Annotated in this window: 33 protein-coding genes and 1 tRNA gene; 25 read left to right on the plus strand and 9 right to left on the minus strand. The window is 64.3% G+C overall.

Annotated elements, in window-relative coordinates; all coding sequences use genetic code 11:
* Positions 1–49: 49 nt before the first annotated feature.
* Positions 50–931, plus strand: coding sequence for a 4-hydroxybenzoate octaprenyltransferase (gene ubiA, locus E5P3_RS03470; RefSeq protein ID WP_162584696.1), 882 nt, complete (start codon positions 50–52; stop codon positions 929–931).
* Between the two features lie 19 nt (positions 932–950).
* Here the strand turns inward: ubiA and proC are convergent, their stop codons facing one another.
* Positions 951–1,808: a pyrroline-5-carboxylate reductase gene (gene proC / locus E5P3_RS03475; RefSeq protein ID WP_162584697.1), complete on the minus strand. Its 858-nt coding sequence runs from the start codon at positions 1,806–1,808 to the stop codon at positions 951–953.
* Between proC and E5P3_RS03480 the strand changes: the two genes are divergently transcribed.
* From E5P3_RS03480 to E5P3_RS03575, 20 genes are all read left to right on the plus strand, one after another.
* Positions 1,801–2,070, plus strand: coding sequence for a hypothetical protein (locus tag E5P3_RS03480; protein ID WP_162584698.1), 270 nt, complete (start codon positions 1,801–1,803; stop codon positions 2,068–2,070). The two genes, proC and E5P3_RS03480, sit on opposite strands and share 8 nt — an antisense overlap.
* A 185-nt stretch (positions 2,071–2,255) precedes the next feature.
* Complete coding sequence (rplN, locus tag E5P3_RS03485; protein ID WP_068674584.1) at positions 2,256–2,624, plus strand: 50S ribosomal protein L14; 369 nt, start codon at positions 2,256–2,258, stop codon at positions 2,622–2,624.
* A 10-nt stretch (positions 2,625–2,634) separates the two neighbouring features.
* A complete protein-coding gene (gene rplX / locus E5P3_RS03490; protein WP_162578314.1) occupies positions 2,635–2,952 on the plus strand; it encodes a 50S ribosomal protein L24 in 318 nt (105 codons plus the stop codon).
* Positions 2,953–2,963: 11 nt separating this feature from the next.
* A complete protein-coding gene (gene rplE, locus E5P3_RS03495) occupies positions 2,964–3,503 on the plus strand; it encodes a 50S ribosomal protein L5 (RefSeq protein ID WP_068674580.1) in 540 nt (179 codons plus the stop codon).
* Positions 3,504–3,511: 8 nt separating this feature from the next.
* Complete coding sequence (gene rpsN, locus E5P3_RS03500; RefSeq protein WP_106556362.1) at positions 3,512–3,817, plus strand: 30S ribosomal protein S14; 306 nt, start codon at positions 3,512–3,514, stop codon at positions 3,815–3,817.
* 20 nt (positions 3,818–3,837) lie between these two features.
* A complete protein-coding gene (rpsH, locus tag E5P3_RS03505; RefSeq protein WP_068674576.1) occupies positions 3,838–4,233 on the plus strand; it encodes a 30S ribosomal protein S8 in 396 nt (131 codons plus the stop codon).
* A 25-nt stretch (positions 4,234–4,258) separates the two neighbouring features.
* Complete coding sequence (gene rplF / locus E5P3_RS03510; protein ID WP_162584699.1) at positions 4,259–4,792, plus strand: 50S ribosomal protein L6; 534 nt, start codon at positions 4,259–4,261, stop codon at positions 4,790–4,792.
* A 14-nt stretch (positions 4,793–4,806) separates the two neighbouring features.
* Positions 4,807–5,172: a 50S ribosomal protein L18 gene (gene rplR / locus E5P3_RS03515; protein ID WP_102905243.1), complete on the plus strand. Its 366-nt coding sequence runs from the start codon at positions 4,807–4,809 to the stop codon at positions 5,170–5,172.
* A gap of 18 nt (positions 5,173–5,190) precedes the next feature.
* A complete protein-coding gene (rpsE, locus tag E5P3_RS03520; protein ID WP_106556360.1) occupies positions 5,191–5,709 on the plus strand; it encodes a 30S ribosomal protein S5 in 519 nt (172 codons plus the stop codon).
* A 14-nt stretch (positions 5,710–5,723) separates the two neighbouring features.
* Positions 5,724–5,909 (plus strand): 50S ribosomal protein L30, encoded by a 186-nt coding sequence (rpmD, locus tag E5P3_RS03525; protein WP_057593150.1) that lies wholly within the window; start codon positions 5,724–5,726, stop codon positions 5,907–5,909.
* Positions 5,910–5,933: 24 nt separating this feature from the next.
* Entirely contained in the window at positions 5,934–6,365 is a 432-nt protein-coding gene (gene rplO, locus E5P3_RS03530) for a 50S ribosomal protein L15 (RefSeq protein WP_162584700.1), read from the plus strand.
* A gap of 22 nt (positions 6,366–6,387) precedes the next feature.
* The gene (secY, locus tag E5P3_RS03535; protein ID WP_068674567.1) at positions 6,388–7,698 is read left to right on the plus strand and encodes a preprotein translocase subunit SecY; all 1,311 of its coding nucleotides are present in this window, start codon (positions 6,388–6,390) and stop codon (positions 7,696–7,698) included.
* A 12-nt stretch (positions 7,699–7,710) separates the two neighbouring features.
* Positions 7,711–7,929 carry a translation initiation factor IF-1 gene (gene infA / locus E5P3_RS03540; protein WP_162584701.1) on the plus strand — a complete coding sequence of 73 codons (219 nt, stop codon included), beginning with the start codon at positions 7,711–7,713 and terminating at the stop codon, positions 7,927–7,929.
* A gap of 33 nt (positions 7,930–7,962) precedes the next feature.
* Positions 7,963–8,076 (plus strand): 50S ribosomal protein L36, encoded by a 114-nt coding sequence (gene rpmJ / locus E5P3_RS03545; protein WP_038201958.1) that lies wholly within the window; start codon positions 7,963–7,965, stop codon positions 8,074–8,076.
* A gap of 23 nt (positions 8,077–8,099) precedes the next feature.
* Positions 8,100–8,465 carry a 30S ribosomal protein S13 gene (gene rpsM / locus E5P3_RS03550; RefSeq protein WP_019653977.1) on the plus strand — a complete coding sequence of 122 codons (366 nt, stop codon included), beginning with the start codon at positions 8,100–8,102 and terminating at the stop codon, positions 8,463–8,465.
* 12 nt (positions 8,466–8,477) lie between these two features.
* A complete protein-coding gene (gene rpsK / locus E5P3_RS03555; RefSeq protein ID WP_009124825.1) occupies positions 8,478–8,882 on the plus strand; it encodes a 30S ribosomal protein S11 in 405 nt (134 codons plus the stop codon).
* Positions 8,883–9,017: 135 nt separating this feature from the next.
* The gene (rpsD, locus tag E5P3_RS03560) at positions 9,018–9,641 is read left to right on the plus strand and encodes a 30S ribosomal protein S4 (protein WP_077002176.1); all 624 of its coding nucleotides are present in this window, start codon (positions 9,018–9,020) and stop codon (positions 9,639–9,641) included.
* A gap of 128 nt (positions 9,642–9,769) precedes the next feature.
* Positions 9,770–10,759, plus strand: a complete 990-nt coding sequence (locus tag E5P3_RS03565; protein WP_086919805.1) for a DNA-directed RNA polymerase subunit alpha — start codon at positions 9,770–9,772, stop codon at positions 10,757–10,759.
* A 105-nt stretch (positions 10,760–10,864) separates the two neighbouring features.
* Complete coding sequence (gene rplQ / locus E5P3_RS03570) at positions 10,865–11,266, plus strand: 50S ribosomal protein L17 (protein WP_162584702.1); 402 nt, start codon at positions 10,865–10,867, stop codon at positions 11,264–11,266.
* Between the two features lie 18 nt (positions 11,267–11,284).
* Positions 11,285–11,361, plus strand: a tRNA-Met gene (locus E5P3_RS03575).
* 392 nt (positions 11,362–11,753) lie between these two features.
* On the opposite strand, the gene E5P3_RS03580 is transcribed toward E5P3_RS03575, so the two are convergent.
* The 6 genes from E5P3_RS03580 to E5P3_RS03605 are packed head-to-tail and all read right to left on the minus strand — an operon-like array spanning position 11,754 to position 18,653.
* A complete protein-coding gene (locus E5P3_RS03580) occupies positions 11,754–12,149 on the minus strand; it encodes a RidA family protein (protein WP_162584703.1) in 396 nt (131 codons plus the stop codon).
* The gene (locus E5P3_RS03585; RefSeq protein ID WP_162584704.1) at positions 12,146–13,762 is read right to left on the minus strand and encodes an AMP-binding protein; all 1,617 of its coding nucleotides are present in this window, start codon (positions 13,760–13,762) and stop codon (positions 12,146–12,148) included. The genes E5P3_RS03580 and E5P3_RS03585 overlap by 4 nt, the downstream gene beginning before the upstream one ends.
* Positions 13,759–14,955 (minus strand): acyl-CoA dehydrogenase family protein, encoded by a 1,197-nt coding sequence (locus E5P3_RS03590; protein ID WP_162584705.1) that lies wholly within the window; start codon positions 14,953–14,955, stop codon positions 13,759–13,761. The genes E5P3_RS03585 and E5P3_RS03590 overlap by 4 nt, the downstream gene beginning before the upstream one ends.
* 4 nt (positions 14,956–14,959) lie before the next feature.
* Positions 14,960–15,814, minus strand: coding sequence for an enoyl-CoA hydratase family protein (locus tag E5P3_RS03595; RefSeq protein WP_162584706.1), 855 nt, complete (start codon positions 15,812–15,814; stop codon positions 14,960–14,962).
* Complete coding sequence (locus tag E5P3_RS03600; protein ID WP_162584707.1) at positions 15,811–16,287, minus strand: MarR family winged helix-turn-helix transcriptional regulator; 477 nt, start codon at positions 16,285–16,287, stop codon at positions 15,811–15,813. The genes E5P3_RS03595 and E5P3_RS03600 overlap by 4 nt, the downstream gene beginning before the upstream one ends.
* Positions 16,288–16,289: 2 nt before the next feature.
* Complete coding sequence (locus tag E5P3_RS03605) at positions 16,290–18,653, minus strand: bifunctional salicylyl-CoA 5-hydroxylase/oxidoreductase (RefSeq protein ID WP_162584708.1); 2,364 nt, start codon at positions 18,651–18,653, stop codon at positions 16,290–16,292.
* A 100-nt stretch (positions 18,654–18,753) separates the two neighbouring features.
* Here E5P3_RS03605 and E5P3_RS03610 point away from each other — a divergent pair, with 100 nt between their 5' ends.
* From E5P3_RS03610 to E5P3_RS35675, 4 genes are all read left to right on the plus strand, one after another.
* A complete protein-coding gene (locus tag E5P3_RS03610; protein ID WP_232072969.1) occupies positions 18,754–20,040 on the plus strand; it encodes an SAM-dependent methyltransferase in 1,287 nt (428 codons plus the stop codon).
* A gap of 12 nt (positions 20,041–20,052) precedes the next feature.
* Positions 20,053–20,376, plus strand: a complete 324-nt coding sequence (locus tag E5P3_RS03615) for a DUF1840 domain-containing protein (RefSeq protein WP_162584709.1) — start codon at positions 20,053–20,055, stop codon at positions 20,374–20,376.
* A 709-nt stretch (positions 20,377–21,085) separates the two neighbouring features.
* Complete coding sequence (locus E5P3_RS03620) at positions 21,086–21,622, plus strand: hypothetical protein (protein ID WP_162584710.1); 537 nt, start codon at positions 21,086–21,088, stop codon at positions 21,620–21,622.
* Between the two features lie 409 nt (positions 21,623–22,031).
* Positions 22,032–22,550: a hypothetical protein gene (locus tag E5P3_RS35675; protein ID WP_232072970.1), complete on the plus strand. Its 519-nt coding sequence runs from the start codon at positions 22,032–22,034 to the stop codon at positions 22,548–22,550.
* 110 nt (positions 22,551–22,660) lie between these two features.
* On the opposite strand, the gene E5P3_RS03630 is transcribed toward E5P3_RS35675, so the two are convergent.
* Together E5P3_RS03630 and E5P3_RS03635 are read right to left on the minus strand one after the other, a co-directional pair.
* On the minus strand, positions 22,661–23,668 hold the full coding sequence (locus E5P3_RS03630; RefSeq protein WP_162584712.1) for a Bug family tripartite tricarboxylate transporter substrate binding protein: 1,008 nt from the start codon (positions 23,666–23,668) through the stop codon (positions 22,661–22,663).
* Positions 23,669–23,804: 136 nt separating this feature from the next.
* Positions 23,805–24,743 carry a LysR family transcriptional regulator gene (locus E5P3_RS03635; protein ID WP_162584713.1) on the minus strand — a complete coding sequence of 313 codons (939 nt, stop codon included), beginning with the start codon at positions 24,741–24,743 and terminating at the stop codon, positions 23,805–23,807.
* Positions 24,744–24,807 lie beyond the last annotated feature (64 nt).

Below are 24,807 nucleotides of genomic sequence, written 5' to 3' on the forward strand. Positions count from 1 at the left end.
GGCCCAGCGCGTGCGGCCTTCTTCCGTGGACGTGGCGCAAAATCGCGGCATGTCCGCATCCACCGCCATTGCTCCCCGCGGCCGCCTCTCGCTCTATCTGGACCTGATCCGCTGGAACCGGCCGGCCGGCTGGCTGCTGCTGCTGTGGCCTTCGCTGGCGGCGCTCTGGTTCGCGGCTGATGGCTTTCCCGGCTGGCACCTGCTCACGGTCTTCGTGCTCGGTACCATCCTGATGCGCAGCGCCGGCTGCTGCGTCAATGACGTTGCCGACCGCGATTTCGATCGGCACGTGAAGCGCACTGCGCAACGGCCGGTCACCAGCGGTGCGCTTTCGGTTGCCGAGGCGCTTGCCGTGGGGGCCGTGCTCGCGCTGGCCGCTTTCGCGCTGGTGCTCACGACCAATCGTGCGACGGTTTTGTGGTCCTTCGCTGCGCTGGCGGTCACGCTGGTCTATCCCTTCGCCAAGCGCTTCATGTCCGTCCCACAGGCGGTGCTGGGAATCGCCTTCAGTTTCGGCATTCCGATGGCCTTTGCAGCGGTGCAGTCCTCGGTGCCGGCCTTCGCTTGGTGGCTATTGGCGGGCAATCTGTTCTGGGTGCTGGCCTACGACACCGAGTACGCGATGGTCGACCGCGACGACGATCTCAAGATCGGGATGAAGACCTCGGCCATCACCTTCGGGCGCTTCGATGTGACCGCAGTCATGGCGAGCTATGCAATCTATCTCGGCATCTGGGCCGCCGCCGGCACGAGCCGCCAACTGGCTCCCGTCTTCCACGCCGGCGTTGCCTTGGCGGCGGCGCAAGCGCTGTGGCACTGGCGGCTGATCCGCAAGCGCACCCGGGATGGCTGCTTCAAGGCCTTTCGGCTCAACCACTGGCTGGGCTTCACCGTGTTTGCGGGCGTCGTGGCCGGCTATCTGATGCGCTGAATCCGGAGGGCCCGCGGTCTCACCCGTGGCCGAACTCCTCGGCCAGTTCCGCCGCGCGCTGGTGGGCGGCGCGGATCGCCGTCTTGAACTTCGCCTTGACATCGGCGTGCTCGAGCGAGGTGATCGCGGCGTAGGTGGTCCCGCCCTTGGAGGTCACGCGCTCGCGCAGCACGGCGGGCGGCTCGCTCGCATCGTTCGCCAGGGCCGAGGCGCCAGTGAAGGTGCCGACGGCCAACCGGTGCGCCTGCTCGGGCGTGAGACCCAGCTCGACGCCAGCCTCGGTCATGGCCTCGATGAAATAGAACACGTAGGCGGGCCCCGAGCCGGATACCGCAGTGACTGCATCCAGCGCGCTCTCGGTGTCCACCCAGAGCAATTCGCCGGTAGCTTCCAGCACTTGCTCGATCTGCTTGCGCCCAGCCGGGTCGACGGCCGGCCGCGCGAACAGGCCGGTCATGCCCTTGCCGACCAGCGCCGGCGTGTTCGGCATGGCGCGGACCACCTGCTCGGTGGCGATCCAGCGCGCGATGCTGTCGGAGGGGATGCCGGCGGCGACGCTGAGATGCAGCGCGTCCTTGGCCAGCCCCCGGACGGCCTGCGCGGCCTGGGCAAAGCTCTGCGGCTTGACGGCCCAGACCAGCACCCCGCAGCGCTGGAGCGCTGCGCCAGCCTCGGCCTGGGCCGTGATGCCGAAGTCGTGCCGTAGCCGCTCGCGGGCTTCGGCCTGGGGTTCGACAATCTCGAAGGTCGTGGCTGGCACCTGGCGCTTGATTAGCCCACCGATGATGGCACTGGCCATGTTCCCGCCGCCGATGAAGCCGATCGGCGGAAGGGGAGCCCGCTCCTGGCGGGGCAGGAAGGTGACGGCGATGTTCATGTTTTATCTGATGAATTCGAAAGCGGCGAGCTGGGGTAGCTGCAGCGGATTGAAATTGTCGCCGCTTGCCGCATCACATGCTGCTTCCGCGCCGGCCGTGTCGGACAAGGCCAATCTCGCTAGGGCGACATTGCACAACAATCAGGCTCTATCGGCAATTATCGAGAAGCCTGCACTCACATCGATGTTTTTGGCCGGTCTCGATAGCGTGCGATCTATCGACGGCACGGAACCCAGGCCGTCGCACAACACCAGCGTTTGACAGCCATGCACTCCCATGCCACAATCGCGGGCTTCGCTTTTCAAAAGGCGAAAAACAGCGATAGAGCTTCTGCCCAACGGAAGTGCACCGAAGTGGTTTCGATGCGTGGACGACGGGCCCAAGACTGACCGCTAGCTGCTTCCGGTGTTCGGAGTGGCGATCGGTACAAGTTGGGAATACACGAAATGATCCAAACTGAATCCCGGCTCGATGTGGCCGACAATACAGGCGCGAAATCCGTCCTGTGTATCAAGGTGCTCGGTGGCTCCAAGCGGCGTTATGCCAGCGTGGGCGACGTCATCAAGGTCAGCATCAAGGAAGCCGCTCCGCGTGGTCGCGTCAAGAAGGGCGAGATCTACAGCGCTGTGGTGGTTCGTACCGCCAAGGGCATCCGTCGCGCCGACGGCTCGCTCGTCAAGTTCGACGGCAACGCCGCCGTTCTGCTTAACGCCAAGCTGGAGCCCATCGGCACCCGCATCTTCGGACCGGTGACGCGCGAGCTGCGCACCGAGAAGTTCATGAAGATTGTGTCGCTGGCCCCCGAAGTTCTGTAAGGACAACGCCATGAACAAGATTCGCAAGGGCGACCAGGTCATCGTGCTGGCTGGGCGCGACAAGGGTAAGCGTGGCACGGTGTCGCTGCGCAAGGATGACTCGCACCTGATCGTCGACGGCATCAATCTGGTCAAGAAGCACACCAAACCGAACCCGCTCAAGGGTACGACCGGTGGCATCGTCGAGAAGGCCATGCCGATTCACCAATCCAACGTGGCGATCTTCAATGCCGCGACCGGCAAGGCCGATCGCGTGGGCATCAAGGTCACGGACGGCAAGCGCGTGCGCGTCTTCAAGTCCAGCGGCGAAGAAATCAAGGCCGCCTAAGGGGTACTCACATGGCACGTCTCCAACAACACTACCGCGAAAAGATCGCGAAGGACTTGACCGAAAAGTTCGGCTACAAGTCGCCCATGCAGGTCCCGCGCCTGACCAAGATCACGCTCAATATGGGTGTGGGCGAAGCAGTTGCCGACAAGAAGGTTCTCGACAACGCGGTCGCCGATCTGACCAAGATCGCCGGCCAGAAGCCCGTCGTGACCAAGTCGAAGAAGGCTATCGCCGGCTTCAAGATCCGCGAGAACCAGCCGATCGGGTGCATGGTCACGCTGCGCGGCGTCCAGATGTACGAATTCCTGGACCGCTTCGTGACCGTGGCGCTGCCGCGCGTCCGCGACTTCCGCGGCATCTCCGGCCGTGCCTTCGACGGCCGCGGCAACTACAACATCGGCGTGAAAGAGCAGATCATTTTCCCGGAGATCGAGTACGACAAGGTCGACGCCCTTCGCGGTCTCAATATCAGCATCACGACCACGGCCAAGACCGACGAGGAGGCCAAGGCGCTGCTCGCGGGCTTCCGTTTCCCGTTCAAGAACTGAGGTGACTTGTGGCTAAAGTAGCTTTGATCGAGCGCGAGCTCAAGCGAGAAAAACTGGTCGCAAAGTACGCCGCCAAGCACGCGGAACTGAAGGCGATCGCCAACGACGCAAAGAAGAGCGACGAAGAGCGCGCAGCTGCCCGCTTGGCCCTGCAGAAGCTTCCGCGTAACGCCAACCCGACGCGCCAGCGCAACCGCTGCGAAATCACCGGCCGTCCCCGTGGCACCTTCCGCCAGTTCGGTCTGGCCCGCGCCAAGATCCGTGAGCTGGCCTTCAACGGCGACATTCCCGGTGTCACCAAGGCCAGCTGGTAAGCCAGGCAGGAGCAGAAAACATGAGCATGAGTGATCCCATTGCCGACCTGCTGACGCGTATCCGCAACGCGCAGATGGTGGCGAAGCCCACGGTGTCGGTCCCGTCTTCCAAGGTGAAGGTTGCGATCGCACAGGTGCTGAAGGACGAGGGCTACATCGACGGCTTCCAGGTCAAGACCGAAGCCGGCAAGAGTGAACTCGAAATCGCGCTGAAGTACTACGCCGGCCGTCCGGTCATCGAGCGCATCGAACGCGTGAGTCGTCCCGGCCTGCGCGTTTACAAGGCCAGCGCCGCGATCCCGCAAGTGCAAAACGGTCTGGGCGTCGCCATCGTCACTACCCCCAAGGGCGTGATGACCGATCGCAAGGCTCGCGCCAGCGGCGTCGGCGGCGAAGTGCTGTGCTACGTCGCCTGACCGAGACATCGAGGAGAACACTGAAATGTCCCGAGTAGGAAAAATGCCGATCGACATCCCCCAAGACGTGGATGTGGCGATCAAGGAAGACCAAATCAGCGTCAAGGGCAAGGGCGGTACGCTCAGCCTGCCGCTGAATACCCTGGTGAACATCGTCAACAAGGACGGTAAGCTGAGCTTCGAGCCGGCCAACGAATCGCGCGATGCGAACGCGATGAGCGGAACGGTGCGCCAGTTGGTGAACAACATGGTGGTTGGTGTGACCAAGGGCTTCGAGAAGAAGCTGAACCTGGTCGGAGTGGGTTACAAGGCCCAGGCGCAAGGCGCCAAGCTGAACCTGCAAGTCGGCTATTCGCACCCGGTCGACAAGCTGATGCCGGAAGGCATCACTGTGGCAACGCCCACTCCGACGGAAGTCGTGATCAAGGGTGCCGACCGCCAGCGCGTCGGGCAGGTGGCCGCTGAGATCAGAGCTGTTCGTCCGCCTGAGCCGTACAAGGGCAAGGGCATCCGTTATTCGGACGAGAAGATCGTGATCAAAGAGACCAAGAAGAAATAAGGGGCAGCAAAATGATGTTGACCAAGAAAGCACAGCGTCTTCGCCGCTCGCGCCAGACCCGCATCCGCATTGCGACGCAAGGCGTGGCGCGCCTGACGGTGAACCGCACCAACCTGCACATCTATGCCGCCGTCATTTCCGACGACGGCACCAAGGTGATCGCCTCCGCCTCGACGGCGGAAGCCGAAGTGCGCAACTCGCTGGGCGGTTCCGGCAAGGGCGGCAATGCCGCCGCAGCCACGATCATCGGCAAGCGCATCGCCGAAAAGGCGAAGGCCGCCGGTGTCGAGAAGGTCGCCTTCGACCGCGCCGGTTTTGCCTACCACGGCCGCGTCAAGGCGCTGGCCGATGCGGCCCGCGAAGCCGGCCTGCAGTTCTAACCGGACACGAGATTCAACATGGCAAAGATTCAGGCAAGAACGCAAAGCGAAGGCCCCGAAGACGGTCTGCGCGAGAAGATGATCGCGATCAACCGCGTCACCAAGGTGGTGAAGGGCGGTCGTATCCTCGGTTTCGCAGCACTCACCGTGGTCGGCGACGGCGATGGCCGCGTCGGCATGGGCAAGGGCAAGTCCAAGGAAGTGCCGGCCGCAGTGCAGAAGGCGATGGAAGAAGCGCGTCGTAATCTCGCGAAGATCTCGATCAAGAACGGCACGCTGCACCATCGCGTGACGGGGCATTGGGGCGCCGCCTCGGTGGTCATGATCCCGGCGCCAAAGGGTACCGGCATCATCGCGGGTGGCCCGATGCGCGCCGTGTTCGAAGTGATGGGCATCACCGACATCGTGGCCAAGAGCCACGGTTCGTCGAACCCGTACAACATGGTCCGCGCCACGCTTAATGGCCTGCGCAACTCGACGACGGCTTCCGAAGTCGCAGCCAAGCGCGGCCTGACCGTCGAGCAACTCTTCGCCTGATCGGGAGCATCGACATGACGACACAACAACAGACGCTCAAGGTGCAACTGGTCAAGAGCCCGATCGGCACCAAGCAATCGCATCGCGACACCGTGCGCGGCCTGGGTCTGCGCAAGCTCAACAGCGTGAGCGAGCTGCAAGATACGCCCGCGGTGCGCGGCATGATCAACAAGATCAGTTATCTGGTCAAAGTGCTCTAAACAGAGTCGCTGAGAGAGACGCATATGGAACTCAATGGCATCAAGCCGGCGGCGGGCGCCAAGCACGCCAAGCGCCGCGTCGGCCGCGGCATCGGCTCCGGTCTGGGCAAGACCGCGGGTCGCGGTCACAAGGGTCAGAAATCCCGCGCGGGCGGCTTCCACAAGGTGGGCTTCGAAGGCGGCCAAATGCCGCTGCAGCGCCGCCTGCCCAAGCGCGGCTTCAAGTCGCAAACGCTCAAGTACAACGCCGAAGTGACGCTGACGGCGCTCGAGAAGCTGGGCCTGGCCGAAGTGGACCTGCTCGCGCTCAAGCAAGCTGGTCTGGTGGGCCAGATTGCCAAGGTGGTGAAGGTCATCAAGTCCGGCGAACTGACCAGGGCCGTCAAGCTGACGGGTATCGGCGCGTCCGCCGGTGCCAAGGCCGCGATCGAAGCGGTCGGCGGCAGCGTGGCCTGATCGCAAGCGAAAGAAGGTCATAGTGGCAACGAACGCGGCGACGCTCGCAAAGACAGGCAAGTTCGGCGACCTGCGTCGCCGGCTGGTCTTCTTGCTGCTCGCCCTCGTGGTTTACCGCATCGGAGCGCACATTCCGGTGCCGGGCATCAACCCGGACCAATTGGCGCAGCTGTTCCAGGGCCAGCAAGGCGGCATCCTGAGCCTGTTCAACATGTTCTCAGGCGGGGCGCTATCGCGCTTCACGGTGTTCGCGCTGGGGATCATGCCGTACATCTCTGCGTCGATCATCATGCAGTTGATGACCTACGTGGTGCCGACCTTCGAGCAGCTGAAGAAGGAAGGCGAGGCCGGCCGGCGCAAGATTACGCAGTACACCCGCTATGGGACGCTGGGTCTCGCACTCTTCCAATCTTTCAGCATTGCAGTGGCGCTGGAATCTTCGGCAGGGCTGGTGATCTCCCCCGGGTTCGGCTTCCGCCTCACGGCGATGGTCAGCCTGACGGCGGGCTCGATGTTCCTGATGTGGCTTGGCGAGCAGATCACCGAGCGAGGCCTGGGCAACGGGATTTCGATCCTGATCTTCGCTGGCATCGCGGCCGGCCTGCCGAGCGCGATCGGGGGGCTGCTCGAACTGGTGCGTACCGGCGCCATGAATGTGCTCGTCGCGCTGTTCATCGTTGCGGTGGTGATCCTGGTCACCTACTTCGTCGTGTTCGTGGAACGCGGTCAGCGCAAGATTCTGGTGAACTACGCACGCCGGCAGGTCGGCAACAAGGTCTATGGCGGCCAGTCTTCCCATCTGCCGCTAAAGCTCAATATGGCTGGCGTAATCCCGCCGATCTTCGCCTCGTCGATCATCCTGCTGCCGACCACGGTGGTGAGCTGGTTCAGCACCGGCGACAGCATGCGCTGGATCAAGGACATTGCTAGCGCGCTGACGCCGGGGCAACCGATCTACGTGCTGCTCTATGCGGCCGCCATCGTGTTCTTCTGCTTCTTCTACACGGCACTTGTGTTCAACAGCCGCGAGACCGCCGACAACCTGAAGAAGAGTGGTGCATTCATCCCGGGCATTCGCCCAGGTGATCAGACCGCGCGCTACATCGACAAGATCCTGGTTCGCTTGACGCTGGCCGGGGCGGTGTACATCACCTTCGTCTGCCTGCTGCCAGAGTTCCTGATCCTGAAATACAACGTGCCGTTCTATTTTGGCGGCACCTCTCTGCTGATCATCGTGGTGGTCACGATGGACTTCATGGCCCAAGTGCAGAACTACATGATGTCGCAGCAGTACGAATCCCTGCTAAAGAAAGCCAATTTCAAGACTTCCTAGCAGGCGAGCGAGATGTCGAAGGACGATGTCATCCAGATGCAGGGTGAGGTTCTGGAGAACCTTCCGAATGCGACCTTCCGGGTCAAACTGGAAAACGGACACATCGTGCTGGGACATATTTCCGGAAGGATGCGGATGCACTACATCCGCATCCTTCCAGGTGACAAGGTCACCGTCGAGTTGACGCCCTACGACTTGAGCCGGGCGCGCATTGTGTTTAGGGCGAAGTGAGTCGCCGGGTTGAACAGAGTTTAGGAGAGTGAAATGAGAGTTTCGGCTTCGGTCAAGACCATTTGTCGCAATTGCAAGATCATCCGCCGCAAAGGTGTTGTGCGCGTGATCTGCACCGACCCGCGCCACAAGCAGCGCCAGGGTTGAGTTAGAGATTTAAGAGGACGCACATGGCACGTATTGCTGGCATCAACATTCCGCCGCACAAGCACGCTGAAATCGGCCTGACCGCCATCTTCGGCATCGGTCGCACCCGCGCCCGCAAGATTTGCGAAGCGAGCGGCATCGAGTATTCGAAGAAGATCAAGGATCTGACCGATGCCGATCTCGAGAAGATCCGCGATCAGATCGCGCTCTTCACCATCGAAGGTGACCTGCGCCGCGAAACGACGATGAACATCAAGCGCTTGATGGACATCGGTTGCTACCGCGGCTTCCGTCACCGTCGCGGCCTGCCGATGCGCGGACAGCGCACGCGCACCAACGCCCGTACCCGCAAGGGTCCGCGCAAGGCCGCGCAGTCCCTGAAGAAGTAAGGATAGACAAGCATGGCTAAAGCTCCTGCCAACAACGCTGCACAGCGCGTTCGCAAGAAGGTCCGCAAGAACGTGGCGGACGGCATCGCGCACGTGCATGCGTCGTTCAACAACACGATCATCACGATCACTGATCGCCAGGGCAACGCCCTGTCGTGGGCTTCGTCGGGTGGCCAGGGCTTCAAGGGCTCGCGCAAATCGACGCCCTTCGCTGCCCAGGTTGCTTCGGAAGTTGCCGGCCGTGCCGCGGTGGAACAAGGTATCAAGAACCTCGACGTCGAGATCAAGGGCCCTGGCCCGGGTCGCGAGTCCTCGGTGCGCGCGCTGGCCGCACTGGGCATTCGCATCAACTCGATCGCCGACGTGACGCCGGTTCCTCACAACGGCTGCCGTCCGCAAAAGCGTCGTCGTATCTGAGGCGAAGGCGTTCGGCGCAGCCAGCTTCCGGGCCGGCTGCGCATTTGTTTTTGTTTTTTAACAAGCCCACCGCCATCGGCACGCCGCTGATGGCTCCCGCAGACCTCTGCGGCAGATGACACAAAGGAAGATCAAGTGGCACGCTACCTCGGCCCCAAGGCCAAACTCTCCCGCCGCGAAGGCACCGACCTGTTCCTGAAGAGCGCGCGTCGCTCCATCCAGGACAAGGCCAAGTTCGATTCCAAGCCCGGCCAGCATGGCCGCACCTCGGGCCAGCGCACCTCCGACTTCGGTCTGCAACTGCGCGAGAAGCAGAAGGTCAAGCGCATGTACGGTGTGCTTGAGAAGCAGTTCCGCCGCTACTTCGAGGAAGCCGATCGCCGCCGCGGCAACACTGGCGCCAACCTGCTGTTCCTGCTCGAGTCGCGGCTGGACAACGTGGTCTACCGCATGGGCTTTGGATCCACGCGCGCCGAGGCACGTCAGCTGGTCTCGCATAAGGCGATCACGGTAAACGGCCAATCGGTCAACATTCCGTCGTACTTGGTCAAGACGGGTGACGTGGTCGCGGTGCGGGACAAATCGAAGAAGCAGAACCGCATCGTTGAGGCTCTGCAACTGGCCCAGCAGGTCGGGATTCCGGCCTGGGTCGAAGTAAACATCGACAAGGCCGAAGGTACCTTCAAGAAGGTGCCCGATCGTGACGAATTCGGGGCCGACATTAACGAATCGCTGATCGTCGAGCTGTACTCGAGGTAACAGGCGATGACGTGCCGCCTGCCGGCGGCCCGAATTTTTGATTCTTGTTCCCTGTCGCGGATAGCGCGGCCGGGCACTTCACCAGCCTTACCGGTGTAACGAGCCGGGGGTATTGAGAGGAAGTCTGCATGCAAACCACCCTGTTGAAACCCAAGACCATTCAGGTCGAGCAACTGGCCGCCAACAAGGCGAAGGTCACGCTCGAGCCTTTCGAGCGCGGCTACGGCCACACGCTCGGCAACGCGCTGCGCCGCGTGCTGCTGTCCTCGATGGTGGGTTACTCCGCCACCGAAGTGACGATCGCCGGCGTGCTGCACGAGTACTCGTCCATCGATGGCGTGCAAGAAGACGTCGTTAACATCCTGCTGAACCTGAAGGGTGTGGTGTTCAAGCTCCACAACCGCGACGAAGTGACGCTGAGCCTGCGCAAGGACGGCGAAGGCGCTGTCACTGCGTCGGACATCCAGACCCCGCACGACGTGGAGATCATCAATCCCGACCACGTGATCGCACACCTGTCGCAAGGCGGCAAGCTGGATATGCAGATCAAGGTGGAGAAGGGCCGTGGCTATGTGCCTGGCACCATGCGCCGCTATGCGGACGAACCGACCAAGTCGATCGGCCGCATCGTGCTCGACGCCTCCTTCTCGCCGGTCAAGCGCGTCAGCTACACCGTCGAAAGTGCTCGCGTCGAGCAGCGCACCGACCTGGACAAACTGCTGGTCGAGATCGAGACCAATGGTGCGATCACTGCGGAAGACGCTGTTCGCGCCTCGGCCAAGATCCTGGTTGAGCAACTGGCCGTGTTCGCCCAGCTGGAGGGGGGAGAGCTCGCCGCCTTCGACCAGCCTGCGCCGCGCAGCGCTCAGCAATTCGACCCGATTCTGCTGCGCCCGGTCGACGAGCTCGAGCTGACGGTGCGGTCGGCCAACTGCCTGAAGGCCGAAAACATCTATTACATCGGTGATCTGATCCAGCGAACCGAGAACGAGCTACTCAAGACCCCGAACCTGGGTCGCAAGTCGCTCAACGAAATCAAGGAAGTGCTCGCCTCCCGCGGGTTGACCTTGGGCATGAAGCTCGAGAGCTGGCCGCCGGCCGGTCTGGACAAGCGATAGCCAAAAGTGCAAGGTTGCCGCGCGCGGCAAGCCTTGTTTTCTCCTCCGCGAAGCACCTTGCAGTACCTGATACGGCTGCGAGTCTTATAAAGAAAGGAACTCACCATGCGTCACGGACACGGACTCCGCAAACTCAACCGTACCAGCTCGCACCGCCTGGCGATGCTGCAGAACATGATGAACTCGCTCATCGAGCACGAGGTCATCAAGACCACGGTCCCCAAGGCCAAGGAACTGCGCCGCGTCATCGAGCCGATGATCACCCTGGCCAAGAAGCCGACGGTCGCCAATAAGCGCCTGGCATTCAATCGCCTGCGCGACCGCGACAGTGTGGTCAAGCTGTTCGGCGAACTGGGTCCGCGCTACCAGGCGCGCCCCGGCGGCTACACGCGCATCTTGAAGATGGGCTTCCGCGTGGGCGATAACGCTCCCATGGCTCTGGTCGAGCTAGTCGACCGTCCGGAAATCGCCGATACCCCTGCTGACGAGCAAACCGGCGAAGAATAAGCTATAATATTTATCTGCCGCGCGATGGAGCAGCCTGGTAGCTCGTTGGGCTCATAACCCAAAGGTCGCAAGTTCAAATCTTGCTCGCGCAACCAGATTTTTTACGGGGTCGAGTTTCTCGTAAATTGCAAAACGCCCACTTCCGAGTGGGCGTTTTTGTTTTTGCACTACGACGCGACAGGACTCGCAATTGCCAGCACGAAAATCGGCAATACACATTGGCGACATCTGGCTGCTAACGAAGAGCTCGTGAATGTCGGCGAGAAAAAATTCATGACGAATCCCTCGATTCCGCGTGAGCTGATTGAAACTCGATGGATACCGTACACCAGCCCGCTTCCACAGCCGGTTGCGTTCAACCGGAGACAGCACCTGCGGCTGGTCGATCGACGAACCAGATCGCGGGCCGAGCCGCCAACCGAGCGGCGCTGATCCTTTTCGATCCCGACGCCGAGAACAACACCTCCCGCCAAGTTCGCGGCCAAGCTCAATCGGGCACGACGGCCGTGACTTCGATCTCCACCTTGGCCCGCGCTTCCACCAGCGCTGCGACCTGAACGGCGGTCATCGCCGGGAAGTTGCGCCCCATTGCGTCCCGATAAACCGGGCCCAGCTCGGCGAGGCGCCGGTTGTACTCGTCACGGTCGGTCACATACCAGGTCATGCGCACCATGTGCTCGGGGCCGGCTCCGCCCTCGCGGAGGATCTCGGCGATGTTGCGCAGTGCCTGGCCGGCCTGCTCGATGAAGTCGTCGGAGACGAACTGCTGCTGCGCATCCCAGCCAACCTGTCCCCCGACGAAAATCATCGTGCCGCGCGCGGCGACCCCGTTCGCGTAGCCCCTGGGAGGTGCCCAGCCTGCCGGTTGCAAGAGTTTGTTCATGGTGTCATCTGCCTCAGTTTGAATCGTTGGAGCTTTCCGGTTTCGGTGCGCGGCAAGCCGCCAACGAACTCGATCTCCCGTGGGTATTTGAAGGGTGCAATGGTGGCCTTGACGTGGTCCTGGAGTGCCTTGACCATCGCTGCATCGCCGGTGTGGCCGGGCTTGAGCACGCAGAAGGCCTTGACGATCATCCCGCGCTCCTCGTCCGGCTTGCCGACGACGCCGCACTCGGCGACGGCGGGGTGCTTGAGCAGCGCATCCTCGACCTCCGGCCCGCCCACGTTGTAGCCGGCCGTGATGATCATGTCGTCAGCGCGCGACTGGTAGAAGAAGTAGCCGTCCTCGTCCTGCATGAAGGCGTCGCCTGGGTAGTTCCAGCCCTTCTTCACATAGTCGGTCTGGCGCGGATCGTCGAGATAGCGGCAGCCGACCGGGCCGATCAATGCCAGCTTGCCGACGGTGCCGCGCGGCAGCTCATTCCCCTCATCGTCGACCACCTTGGCGGTGAATCCGGGCACGACCTTGCCCACTGCGCCGCGCCGGACTTCAGCGCCGGCCGAAGAGATGTAGATGTGGAACACCTCGGTGCCGCCGATGCCATCCACCATCTCGATGCCGGTCGCTTCCTTCCACAGCTGACGCGTCGCATCCGGAAGCGCCTCCCCGGCGCTCACGCTGATGCGCAACGTGGGGACGCCCAAGGCTTTGGCAAAGGGCGCCATCTGCCGATAGAAGGTGGGCGCGGTGTAGCAGATCGTCGCGCCTGCGTCTCGGATGGTCTTGACCATGCTCTCCGGCGTGTACGCGCCATCGTTGAAATAAACGGAGGCGCCGGCCCACATCGGGAAGATCAGCAGCCCGCCGAGCCCGAAGGTGAAGGCCAAGGGCGGCGAGCCCAGCACGATGTCGTCGCTGCGGGCGCGCAGCACGTGGCGCGGCCAGGTCTCGCACATCGCGAGCACGTCGCGGTGCGTGGTCACCGGCGCCTTCGGCTTGCCGGTCGTGCCGGAAGTGAAGGCCAGCAAGGCGATGTCGTCTGCGGCGGTGGGGCAGGCCTTGAAGACCCCAGTCTTGGTGGCGGCGCGCATCTCCAAGGAGCCCGGCACCTCGGGCTGATTGAAGGCGATCACCGTCTCGAGCACTGGATGGGCCTGCTGCGCGCTCTGGATCTCACCCAGCAAGCGGCCGTCACACAGTGCGACCGAGGGGCGCGCCTTCTCGATGATGTCGCCCAACTCCTTGGCGCGCAGCAGTGGCATAGTGGCGACCGCGATCAGTCCCGCCTTCACGACCGCGAGCCAGCCCAGTGCCATCGCGATCGAATTGCCGCCGCGCAGGAGCACGCGGTTGCCGGGTATCAGGCCCAGGTCTTCTACCAGCACCTGCGCAATGCGATTAACCTCCGCGGCGGCCTCGGCATAGGTCAGCGTGCGCGCTTGCGAACGCAGCATCGGCTGGCGGGCCCACGGCTTGGAGGCGGCCTTGTCCAGCAGCTCCTCCACGAGGTTCAACGGGTCCGGCAACTGCAACTCCGGCAGGTCGTAGCGCAACATCGGCAACTGCTCCGCTGGCGGCAGCCGATCGTGAACGAAGCGATCGACCTGTGCACTCATGACAAGCTCCGCAACACGGCCTTGCCGATGATCAGCTGCTGCACCTCCGTCGCGCCTTCGTAGATGCGCAGCGACCGGATGTCGCGGTAGAGGCTCTCGACCTTGGTGCCCACCTTCACGCCCAGGCCGCCGTGCATCTGCAGCGCCATGTCGATCACGCGGCTCGCGTTCTCGGTGGCGCACATCTTGGCCATCGCGGCCGCCGCCGTGATGTCGCCTGCGGGTGGGGCGCCGCGACTCTCGCTGTCGTCGCGCATCCAGGCGGCGCGGTAGGTCAGCAGCGCGGCGCTGTCGATCAGCGCGGCCATCTCGCCAAGCTTGGCCTGCGTGAGCTGGAAGTCCGCCAGGGTCTGACCGAACATGCGGCGGTTGCTCGCATGCCGCACGGCTTCGGCCAGCGCGCGGCGCGCCATGCCGAGCGCAGCGCCGGCGACCGAGGCACGGAAGATGTCGAGCGTGCGCATCGCGAGCTTGAAGCCGCCGTTCAGCTCGCCCAGCTGTGTCTCACGGGGGACCGCGCAGCCTTCGAAGCGTAGCGTGGCCAGCGGATGCGGCGCCATGACCTCGATATGGTCCGAGGTGTCCAGCCCCGGCGTGCTCGCGTCGACGACGAAGGCCGTGATGCCGCGTGATCCTGCGCCCGGGTCGGTCTTGGCGAACACGCAGTAGAAGTCGGCGATGCCGCCGTTGCTGATCCAGGTCTTCTGGCCGTCAAGGCGCCAGCCCTGCGGCGTGGCGACTGCCTGCATCGCCATCGCGCCCACGTCCGACCCGGCCTCGGGCTCGCTGAGCGCGAAGGCCGCGATCTTGTGGCCCCGCGCCACGGCGCCCAGGTAGTCGCGCTGCTGCGCGGCGCTGCCCGCCAGCGTGATCGCGCCGCTGCCCAGGCCCTGCATGGCGAAGGCGAAATCGGCGAGCGGCGAATGGAAGGCCAGCGTCTCGCGCAGCAGCACCAGCGCGCGCGAGTCCAGGCGCTCCAGCGCGCCGCCCGATGCGGCCGGCACGCAATAACGCAGCCAACCGCCCTCGCCGAGGCGTCTCACCCAGTCGCGGCAGGCGACGCGGTCGTCGCGCTCATCTACCGATTGCGCCGCCGCCCAAGGCAGCAGCTCGCATGAAAGCGCGCGGTGCGCGTCGTCGAAGAAGGGCAGCGCCAGATGCGCTGTGGAGGGGGGCGTTGCGGATGCAGCCATCGCTTCAGTCCCCGCCGAACGCCGGCTTGCGCTTGGCCGCGAACGCCTCGAAGGCGCGCTTGAAGTCCTCGGTCTGCATGCAGATCGCCTGGGCCTGGGCTTCGGCCTCGATCGCCTGGTCGATGGTCATCGCCCATTCCTGCGAGAGCATGGTCTTGGTCATGCCGTGCGCGAAACTCGGCCCTTCGGCCAGCTTGCGCGCCATGGTGGTGGCGGCGGACAGGAGCGAGTCGCTTTCGTGCAAGGCGTTGAAGAAGCCCCAGGCCTGCCCCTCCTGCGCCGTCATCGCGCGGCCGGTGAACAGCAGCTCCGAGGCTCGGCCCTGGCCGATCACCCGCGGCAGCAACGCGCAGGCCCCCATGTCGGCACCGGCCAGCCCGACGCGCGTGAACAGGAAGGCGGTATTCGTGGATGGCGTGCCGTAGCGCAGGTCGCAGGCCAACGCGATCATCGCGCCGGCGCCCGCGCACACGCCGTCGATCGCACCCACGATGGGCTGCGGGCAATGGCGCATCGCCTTCACCAGGTCGCCCGTCATGCGCGTGAACTCCAGCAGCTCCGGCATGCGCATCCTGGTCAGCGGACCGATGATCTCGTGCACGTCCCCGCCCGAGCAGAAATTCCCGCCCGCGCCGGTCACCACGATGGCCTTGACGTCGGTCGCGAAGTTCAGCGCACGGAACAGGTCGCGCAGCTCGGCATAGGAATCGAAGGTCAGCGGGTTCTTGCGTTCCGGCCTGTTCAGGGTGATGGTGCCGACGCCGGCCTCGAAGGCCCAGCTGAAGTGCTCGGCCTTGTAGGAAGATTTCGGTTCGAACTGCGCGTGCATGGGATTGCCTGCGCCGATGTAGTGTTTCATAGGGCCTCCGCCAATTGCTGATGGGAATGCTGCTTGACCTTGCCGAGCAGCTTGTGCAGCTGCGCGATCTCCTTGGCATTGAGCGCCGCGAAGGCGTCGACGATCCATGCCTCGTGCTGCTGCGCCATGTCGTTGAAAAGCCGTCGCCCGCGCGGCGTGAGGCGCACGCGCCACGCGCGGCGGTCGCCCTCCACATCGACGCGCTCGACCAGGCCCTCGGCCACCAGCTGGTCGGTGATGCCGGTGATGTTGCCGCCGGTGACCATCATGCGGCGCGACAGCTCGTTCATCTTGAGCCCGTCGGGCGCGCGTTCCAGCTGCGACATCAGGTCGAAGCGGGGCAGGGTGGTGCCGAACTGTTCGCGCAGTTCGTTGCGCACCTGCTTCTCGATCAGCTGCGTGCAGGTCAGGAGCCGCAGCCAGAGCCGCAACTCCTCCGGATGCTCGCTGTGGACGCGCGCTTCGAGGTCCATGCCTATTGCTCCTCCTCGGGATCGCGCGGCGCCGCGCTTGCTGCCATTGCGGCGGCGAGCTGCTGCTGCTTGGCGATCTCGCGGTACATCTGGTCGCGGCCGCTCAGGTACTGCCTGGGCCAGTCGATGTCGCGGCTTTGCAGCTTGGCCGTCTCGTGCAGGGTCCAGGCCGGATCGGCCAGGTGCGGTCGCGCGATAGCGCAAAGGTCGGCCCGGCCCGCGGCGATGATGCTGTTGGCCTGGTCGGCGTCGGTGATCGCGCCCACCGCGATCGTCGAGATGCCCACCTCGTTGCGGATGCGGTCGGCAAAGGGCGTCTGGTACATGCGGCCGTACACCGGCTTCGCCGCGCGGGTGGTCTGGCCGGAGGAGACGTCGATGAAATCGCAGTCCGCGTCTTTGAACAGGCGTGCCACCACCACGGCGTCTGCGTCGGTATTGCCACCCGGCGCCCAATCATGGGCCGAGATCCGCACGCTCATCGGCTTGTCCTCGGGCCAGGCCGCGCGCATGGCGCGGAACACTTCCAGCGGATATCGGCAGCGGTTCTCGAGGCTGCCGCCGTACTCGTCGGTGCGCAGGTTGGTCAGCGGGCTGATGAAGGAGGCCAGCAGATAGCCGTGCGCGCAGTGCAGCTCCAGCCAGTCGAAACCGGCCGCGGCGGCACGCCGGGTGGAGGCCACGAATTGCTCGCGCAGCTCATCCATCTGGGCCCGCGTCATCGCGGCTGGCAGCTGATTTTGTTCTCCGTAGGCCACGGGGCTGGCGGCGATCAGCGGCCAATTGCCTTCGGGCAGCGGCTCGTCGATCGCTTCCCAGCCCAGTTGCGTGGAGCCTTTCGGTCCGCTGTGACCTAGCTGCATGCCGATCTTCGCGCTGGTCTGCGAGTGGACGAAGTCGACGATACGCTTGAAGGCGGCCGACTGCGCATCGTTGTAGAGCCCGGTGCATCCCGGCGTAATGCGCCCTTCCGGCGTGGGACTGGTCATCTCCACGAAAACAATGGCTGCGCCGCCGAGTGCGCGTGCGCCGAGATGCACGAGCAGAAAATCCTGCGGCACGCCATCCACTGAGCTGTAGGTCGCCATGGGCGAGACCATGATCCGATTCTTGAGCGTCAGGCCGCGCACCTTCAGCGGCAACAGCATCGGGGGCACGGACTTGCCGCCCGAAAGCCATTGCTCATAGCCCCCTAGCCATTCCGTGTCACGCAGCCGCAGGTTCTCGTGGCTGATGCGCTGCGAGCGCGTCAGCAGCGAGTAGGCGAACTGCTCGATCTCCATGCCCGTGTAGCGCTTCACGTTCTCGAACCACTCGGTCGAATTGCGCGCCGCGTTCTGGATCTTCAGCACCTCCACGCTGCGCCGCGCTTCATAGGCCTCGAGCACGGTATCGATCTCGCCGCCGCTCGCGAACTCGTTGCACAGGTCGATCGCGTCCTCGAGTGCGAGCTTGGTGCCCGAGCCGATCGAGAAATGCGCCGTGTGCGCCGCATCGCCCATCAGCACCACCGGCACGCTCTTGCCCTTGACGTCGATGCGGTGCGTCCAGTGCTTGCATACCACGCGCGGGAAGCGGATCCAGTTGGCCGAGCCGCGCAGGTGGGAGGCATTGCTGATCAGCGCGTGGCCGCCCAGGTACTTCGCGAACATCTTCTCGCAGAAGGCAATCGCCTCTGGTTGCTCCATCTGGTCCAGGCCGTGGGCCTTCCAGACTTCCTCGGGCGTCTCCACGATGAAGGTCGAGGTCTTGTCGTCGAACTGGTAGGCATGGGCCTGGAACCAGCCATGCTCGGTCTGTTCGAAGGCGAAGGTGAAGGCGTCGAAGGTCTGGTGCGTCCCGAGCCAGACGAAGCGGCACTGGCGCAGGTCGACGTCGGGCTCGAAGACTTCGGCGTAGCGCTGGCGGATGCGGCTGTTGAGGCCGTCGCTGGCGATCACCAGGTCGGCGTCGTACTGGGCGGCCAGGGCCTGGTCGTCCGTCACGTCGGTCTCGAACACCAGCTTGACCCCCAGGGCCAGGCAGCGCTCCTGCAGGATGTTGAGCAGCCGCTTGCGCCCGATGCCGCAGAAGCCGTGGCCGCCCGAGCGCACCTGACGGCCCTTGAAGAAGACCTGGATGTCGTCCCAATGGTGGAACTCGTTGCCGATCAGCGAGGCGGTCTGCGGATCGGCTGCACGCAGGTTGTCCAGCGTCTGATCGCTCAGTACCACGCCCCAGCCAAAAGTGTCGAAGGGGCGGTTGCGCTCGACCACGGTGACCTCGAGCCCGGGCTGCCTGGCTTTCATCAGGAGCGCGAAGTAGAGGCCGGCGGGGCCGCCGCCGATGCACAGGATGCGCTGCAGGGTGGATGCTGAGCTATTCATGGATCAATAGTTTAGACCTAAACAATATGATGTCAACTCCATGAAGGGCTTTCCCTGAGGGTCGGTTGACGACTTTGCGCGTGCTGGCAAGAATGGCTCCATGCCAAGTCTGATGCCAAGCTCCGTGCCCAGCCTGATGCCGAAGATCGAGTCGCAGCTTTCCGATCTGCCGGTTCCGCTGACGCTGCAGTTGCCCGATGGCCGGCAGGTGAGCCGGCCGGGATCGCGAATCACGCTGGCCTTCTCGGACTGGTCGGCGCTCGCCAAGCTGGGCGCACGGCAGCTCGGCGCCATCGGAGAGGCCTACGTCGAAGGCAAGGTCCAGATCCAGGGCGCCATGCGCGACCTGGTCGACGTCACGGTCGGGCTGCTGCCGCGCAACCCGGTGGAGATCACGCATGGCTGGTGGAGCAAGTTGCAGCGGCATGCCCGCTCGCGCAGCTCGCATTCGCTGGGCAAGGACGCCCAGCAGATCGAGTTCCACTACGACGTATCCGACGACTTCTATGCGCTGTGGCTGGACCCGCGCCGGGTCTATTCATGCGCCTATTTCCGTGACGCCGACATGACGCTGGCGCAGGCCCAGGAGGCCAAGCTCGACCACATCTGCCGCAAGCTCATGCTGCAGCCCGGCGAGCGCTATCTCGACATCGGCTCGGGCTGGGGTGCGCTGCTGCTGTGGGCGGCCGAGCACTACGGCGTCGATGCGACCGGCATCACGCTGTCGAAGAATCAGCATGCCTACGTGACGCGCCTGATCGAGGAAAAGGGCTTGCAAGGCCGGGTGCGGGTCGAGTTGCGCGACTACCGCCTGCTCGAGGAGGACAAGCCCTTCGACAAGATCTCTTCCGTTGGCATGTTCGAGCACGTGGGCAGCGCCAACATGGGCGCCTACTTCCGCAAGATCCATGCTCTGCTCAAGCCCGGCGGCCTGGCCATGAACCATGGCATCACGTCCGGCCAGCTCGACTATGCGCAGCTGGGTGCCGGCCTGGGCGACTTCATCGAGAAGTACATCTTCCCGGGCGGCGAGCTGCTGCACGTCACCACCATCCTGCGCGAAACCGCGGCAGCAGGACTCGAGATGGTCGACACCGAGAACCTGCGGCCGCACTACGCGCGCACGCTGTGGCACTGGTCCGACGCGCTCGAAGCTCGCTTCGACGAGGCGCGAGAGGTCCTGGTGCGCACCAGCGGCGCGGAGAAGGCCGAACGCGTCCTGCGGGCATATCGCCTCTATCTCGCGGGCTCGGCCATGAGCTTCGAGCAGGGCTGGATCGCACTGCACCAGATGCTGTCCACCAAGCCCGACGGCAACGTCAAGGCGGGGCCGCTGTTCGGCGCACAGTCGGCGTACCCTTTCGTTCGCAACTACATTTACAAGTAAAGCGAGGCACCCATGCTGTACCGATTCAAATCCCGCGCCACCCCTCCCTTCGTGATGCTCGAGACCCATGCGCAGCAGCTGTTCGACATCATCGGCAAGGCGTCGGCGCCCAAGGGGGTCATCACGGTCGAGCACATGCCGGCGGCCATTTCCGCCCTCGAGTCCGCCATTGCGCGCGAAAGCCGCAACGCGCACAACTACGACGACTACGCGGTCGAGGGCCACGACAACGAGGCCGAGAAGCAGCATATCGGGCTGCACCAGCGCGCCGTGCCGCTGCTGCACATGCTGAAAGAGTCCCTGGCCGACGGCAAGGACGTGACCTGGGAGGTTTAGCTCGCCCCCAGGTTGGCTCACTTCGTGTAGCCGCCCACCCCTACCGGGGGCGACACCAGCGGCCCGGCGAAGCCGGTTCCGCGGTGGAGATGTTGCTCGCCCCCAGGTTGGCTCACTTCGTGTAGCCGCCCACCCCCCTACCGGGGGCGACACCAGCGGCCCGGCGAAGCCGGTTCCGCGGTGGAGATGTTGCTCGCCCCCAGGTTGGCTCACTTCGTGTAGCCGCCCACCCCCTACCGGGGGCGACACCAGCGGCCCGGCGAAGCCGGTTCCGCGGTCTCTCGAAAGAGCGTCGCGTCGCGCGCCGACGGGAAGTCCTGCCGTTCCGTTCACCTTTGCGCCCGAGGCTTTCACCACCGTCGGCGGGCGCGGGCAGCCCCTGGTCGCGACTTCGCCTCGTAGCCCTTGAACGACGCGGTTGGCATTGGCGTACTTCACCAAGTCCGCCACGCGGTTGTGGTTGAGCGCCTTCGCATTTTCGACATTCACCTCCACCACGTTAGGCACGGCTGCCACCAGCGCGATCGGCACGAAGTCCTCGATCGGGTCTCAATGCCCGCCCGCCACTAAAGGTGGAACCGATCCGTGGTCGGCTGTTACCCAGTCTGTGCGAATAACGAGACCGGAGAAACAAACCCCCTGCCTACCCGACTGCTCGGTCCACGGACCATTGCTTTTGTCTGCGCCTACCCAACCAAAAACAGAACTCATGAGTTTTTTTCAAGCACATCCCGATCCCCAAATCGCAAGCATCGTTTCAGAATTGACTTCGCAGTTGCGTCGTCTGAGCGAGCAACCGAACGAACTCCTTGCCGCCCTCCAGGCGAACCGGCCGCTGCCCACCGGCGATCTGCCCGAGGGCCAGAGCCCGGATGAGCTTTATCAAATCGCCGCCCGCCTCTGCGATGCAGGTGAGTTCGCGCATGCGCTTCCCATCGCGTTGCATCTCGCCGGCCGGCCGGAACGCGAGGCGCGCTACGCCTTCCTCGCCGGCAGTTGCCTGCAGCGCCTCGATCACCCGCACGTCGCTCTGGGAATGTTCGGACTGAGCACCATCAACGAAGCCGAGAGCCCCACGCCGGGGCCTCTGCTGCGTTCGGGTGAATGCCTTGCTGCCATGGGCCTGAATGATCGGGCCATCGAGGCTTTCGAAGCAGCCGTCGAGATCGCGCGATCTGATTCCGAGTATGCGCAGCTGCAAGACATTGCCCTCGAAAAGGCAGCCCTGCTTCGGAACGCTCATTAAGTACTCATTTGACATTTTCTCGATATCTACCATGCGGCCTGTCAACTCGCCTCCCAATCTGCTTCGTACCGCGTCGGATCCATCCCTCCTTAGCCCCTTGAACAATCCCAGTCTCCAACCCGCGCAACCTTCTGGGAAATGGAATGAAGGTGCGCCACCAAAGCCGTCGACAGACGATGTCGTTCGCGCGCCTAGTCACGACCAAATCGTGCCTACGCCCGTCGAGGACACTGGCAGTTCTTCCGACACTGACGCGGGTTCGTCAACAAGCCATGTCGATATCGTCATCCCGAGGTCCGTCGACAGTTCTGGGCCACCGGGACGGAATGACGACACCGTCGTCGTGGTGCCTTTCAACGCCGCCGGGATTCCTCAACAACCAAGCGCCACGACCCCGCAAACGAGCGCCGTGAGCAGAGTGCTGGAAGCGGTTCGCAGACATCCCTATAGGACCGCGACGGTCGCCTTGGGTCTTGTTGCTGCGGGCGTAGTGACCGGCGTCATCGTGACCCGGGGGGAGGGAGGTAGGCCGATCGGAAGCACCCAGACTCAAGTTGAACGCTTCACAGACCTGATCCAGAAATGGCTCTGCGACTGTGGGTTCGCGGTTGGACCGGGTGAGTGCAAAAACATGGCCGAAGAAATCGCCTACAGCGTCGGCCCGCCGTATGCCCAACCCCCTGCACCAGGCGAAATCCCAGACGGCTGGCTCTCCAAGCCGCTGTGGTCGCAATGCCCTACCGAGTCCGAGCGGGTGCAGCCTTTGGACGGCCAGGGGAAGACCGCGGTCGCTCTGAACAACGTGGGTTTTTGGGCAGAGAGCCACAAAGAGCTCTGGGCACCCGCGACCAATGGCGGACAAGCCGTGATGGTGCAATGGCTGATGCTGATCGCGGCATTGGCCATTCACACCCTCTTGCAGGGCTGACGAGCCGAACACCGTCTCGCGGGGCCCACGGCCTGGGGATGCGCAGGTCGATGGCGCTCGACCGCGATGCCCAAGGCTTGCGCGCTCCGCGGAGCCGCCAGCCTGCCATTTCAGTCGACCTTGGCGCCTGAAGCTTTCACCACCTTCGCCCACTTGGTGTGTTCGCTGTCGATCAGCTTGGCGAACTCGGCCGGCGTGTTGCCGCTCGGGATCGCACCCTGGGCGACCATCTTCTCCTTGATGGCCGCCGTGCCCAGCGACTTGGCGACCTCCTGCTGGATGCGATTCACGATCTCCGGCGGGGTGCCGGCCGGCGCCAGCAGGCCGAACCACGAGCTCGCCTCGTAGCCCTTGAGCGCGGGGCCGCCGGCTTCCTCGACCGTGGGCACGTCGGGCAGGGCCGGCGAGCGCTGCGCGCTGGTCACGGCCAGCGCCTTGAGCTTGCCGCCCTTGATCTGCTGCATCGACGAAGGCAGGTTGTCGAACATCACGTCGGCATTGCCGCCCACCAGGTCCAGCAGCGCCGGGCCCGACCCGCGGTACGGGATGTGCGTCATGAAGCTGCCGGTCATCGTCTTGAAGAGCTCGCCTGCCAGGTGGATCGAGGTGCCGCTGCCGCTGGAAGCCATGTTGAGCTTGCCCGGGTTGGCCTTGGCGTACTTCACGAAGTCTGCCACGCTGTTGATGTTGAGCGCCTTCGCCTTGTCGACGTTCATTTCCATCACGTTCGGCACCGCCGCCACCAGCGTGATCGGCGCGAAATCCTTGATCGGGTCATAGGGCAGCTTGGGGTAGAGCGCGCGGTTGATACCGTGGGTGCCCACCGTGCCCATCAGCAGCGTGTAGCCGTCGTTGGGCGCCTTGGCGACGATGTCGGCGCCGACGTTGCCGCCGGCGCCCGCGCGGTTGTCGACGATGAACTGCTGGCCGAAGGCCTTGGACAATTCGGGCGCCACCGCGCGCGCCAGGATGTCGGTGGTGCCGCCGGGCGCAAAGGGCACGACGATGCGCACCGGCTTGGTCGGCCAGGCGCCTTGGGCGGCGGCGGGACCTGCGGCGAGTACCGCTGCGGCCGCGAGGGCCAGTGCGGCGCGGCGGGAAATGAATGCAGAGCTCATGCGGAATTCCTGTTGGTACATGGCGCCGTGTTGTACAGGGCGCTGGCCACATCCGCCGCAGGGAATTACCCCGTGTTCGCTGGAGCATCTTCGCCTGCGGCGACGGCGCTATTCGCTTTCGGAGCGGTTATGCGGCTCATCCCGGCGCCGGGGACGCCCCATGCATGCGCTGCGCAAAGCGCCCCGCCCGGAACTGTTCCACCACGAAGTCGACGAACACGCGGGTCTTCGCCGGGAGCAGCTTCTTGCTCGAGTAGTACAGCGACAACGGGCCGGCGTCGTCATACCAGCCCGGCAGCAGGCGCAGCAGCGCGCCGCTTTGCAACCCAGGCAGCGCAAAGGGCATCGGCACCAGCGCGACGCCCAGCCCCTGCATCGCGGCGCGGCATATCGCCTCGGGGTCGCTGAAGATCAGGCGGGGCCGGGTGTTCACCGCCACTTCGTCGCCGGCGGTGTTGCGCAGCGTCCATGGGCGAATGCGCCCGGTGGGCGAGGAACGGCGCACGATGCTGTCGAGGGCGGCCAGCTCTGCCGGGTGCGACGGCATCGCCTTGCCGGCCAGATAGTGCGGCGCGGCGACGGCGACTACATGGATGCGCGCCAGCTCGCGCGCCACCAGCCCCGGCGTGAGCTCGATGCCGCCGCCGATCGCCGCGTCGAAGCCCTCGCCGATCAGGTCCACCTGCCGGTTGTCGAAGTGCCAGTCGGGCAGCACGGCCGGATAACGCGCCAGGAACTCGCCGAGCAGCGGTACCACGTATTCGCGTCCGAAGGCCTGCCCCATGCTGACCTTGAGGGTGCCGGCGGGCTGCCGGTCGGCTTCGGCTGCGCCGGCCACGGCGTCGGCCAGCGTCCCGAGCGCACCGGCGACCTGGTGCAGCAGCCGCTCGCCGCCCTCGGTCAGAGTCAGCTTGCGGGTGCTGCGCTGGAACAGGCGCAGGCCCAGGCTGGTTTCGAGCCGCGCCACGTTCTTGCTCACCGCCGCGGGCGTCAGGCCCAGTTGCCGCGCGGCCGCAGAGAAACTGCCGGTCTCGGCGCTGCGGACGAAGGACTCGAGATGGCTCAAGGGTTGCACGCGCGGATTTTCAACCCAAAGTTGAAATTGATAGGGCTTGTGGGGAGCTACCGAAGGTGCAATC

The organism is Variovorax sp. RA8, from assembly GCF_901827175.1.
Lineage (GTDB): Bacteria > Pseudomonadota > Gammaproteobacteria > Burkholderiales > Burkholderiaceae_C > Variovorax.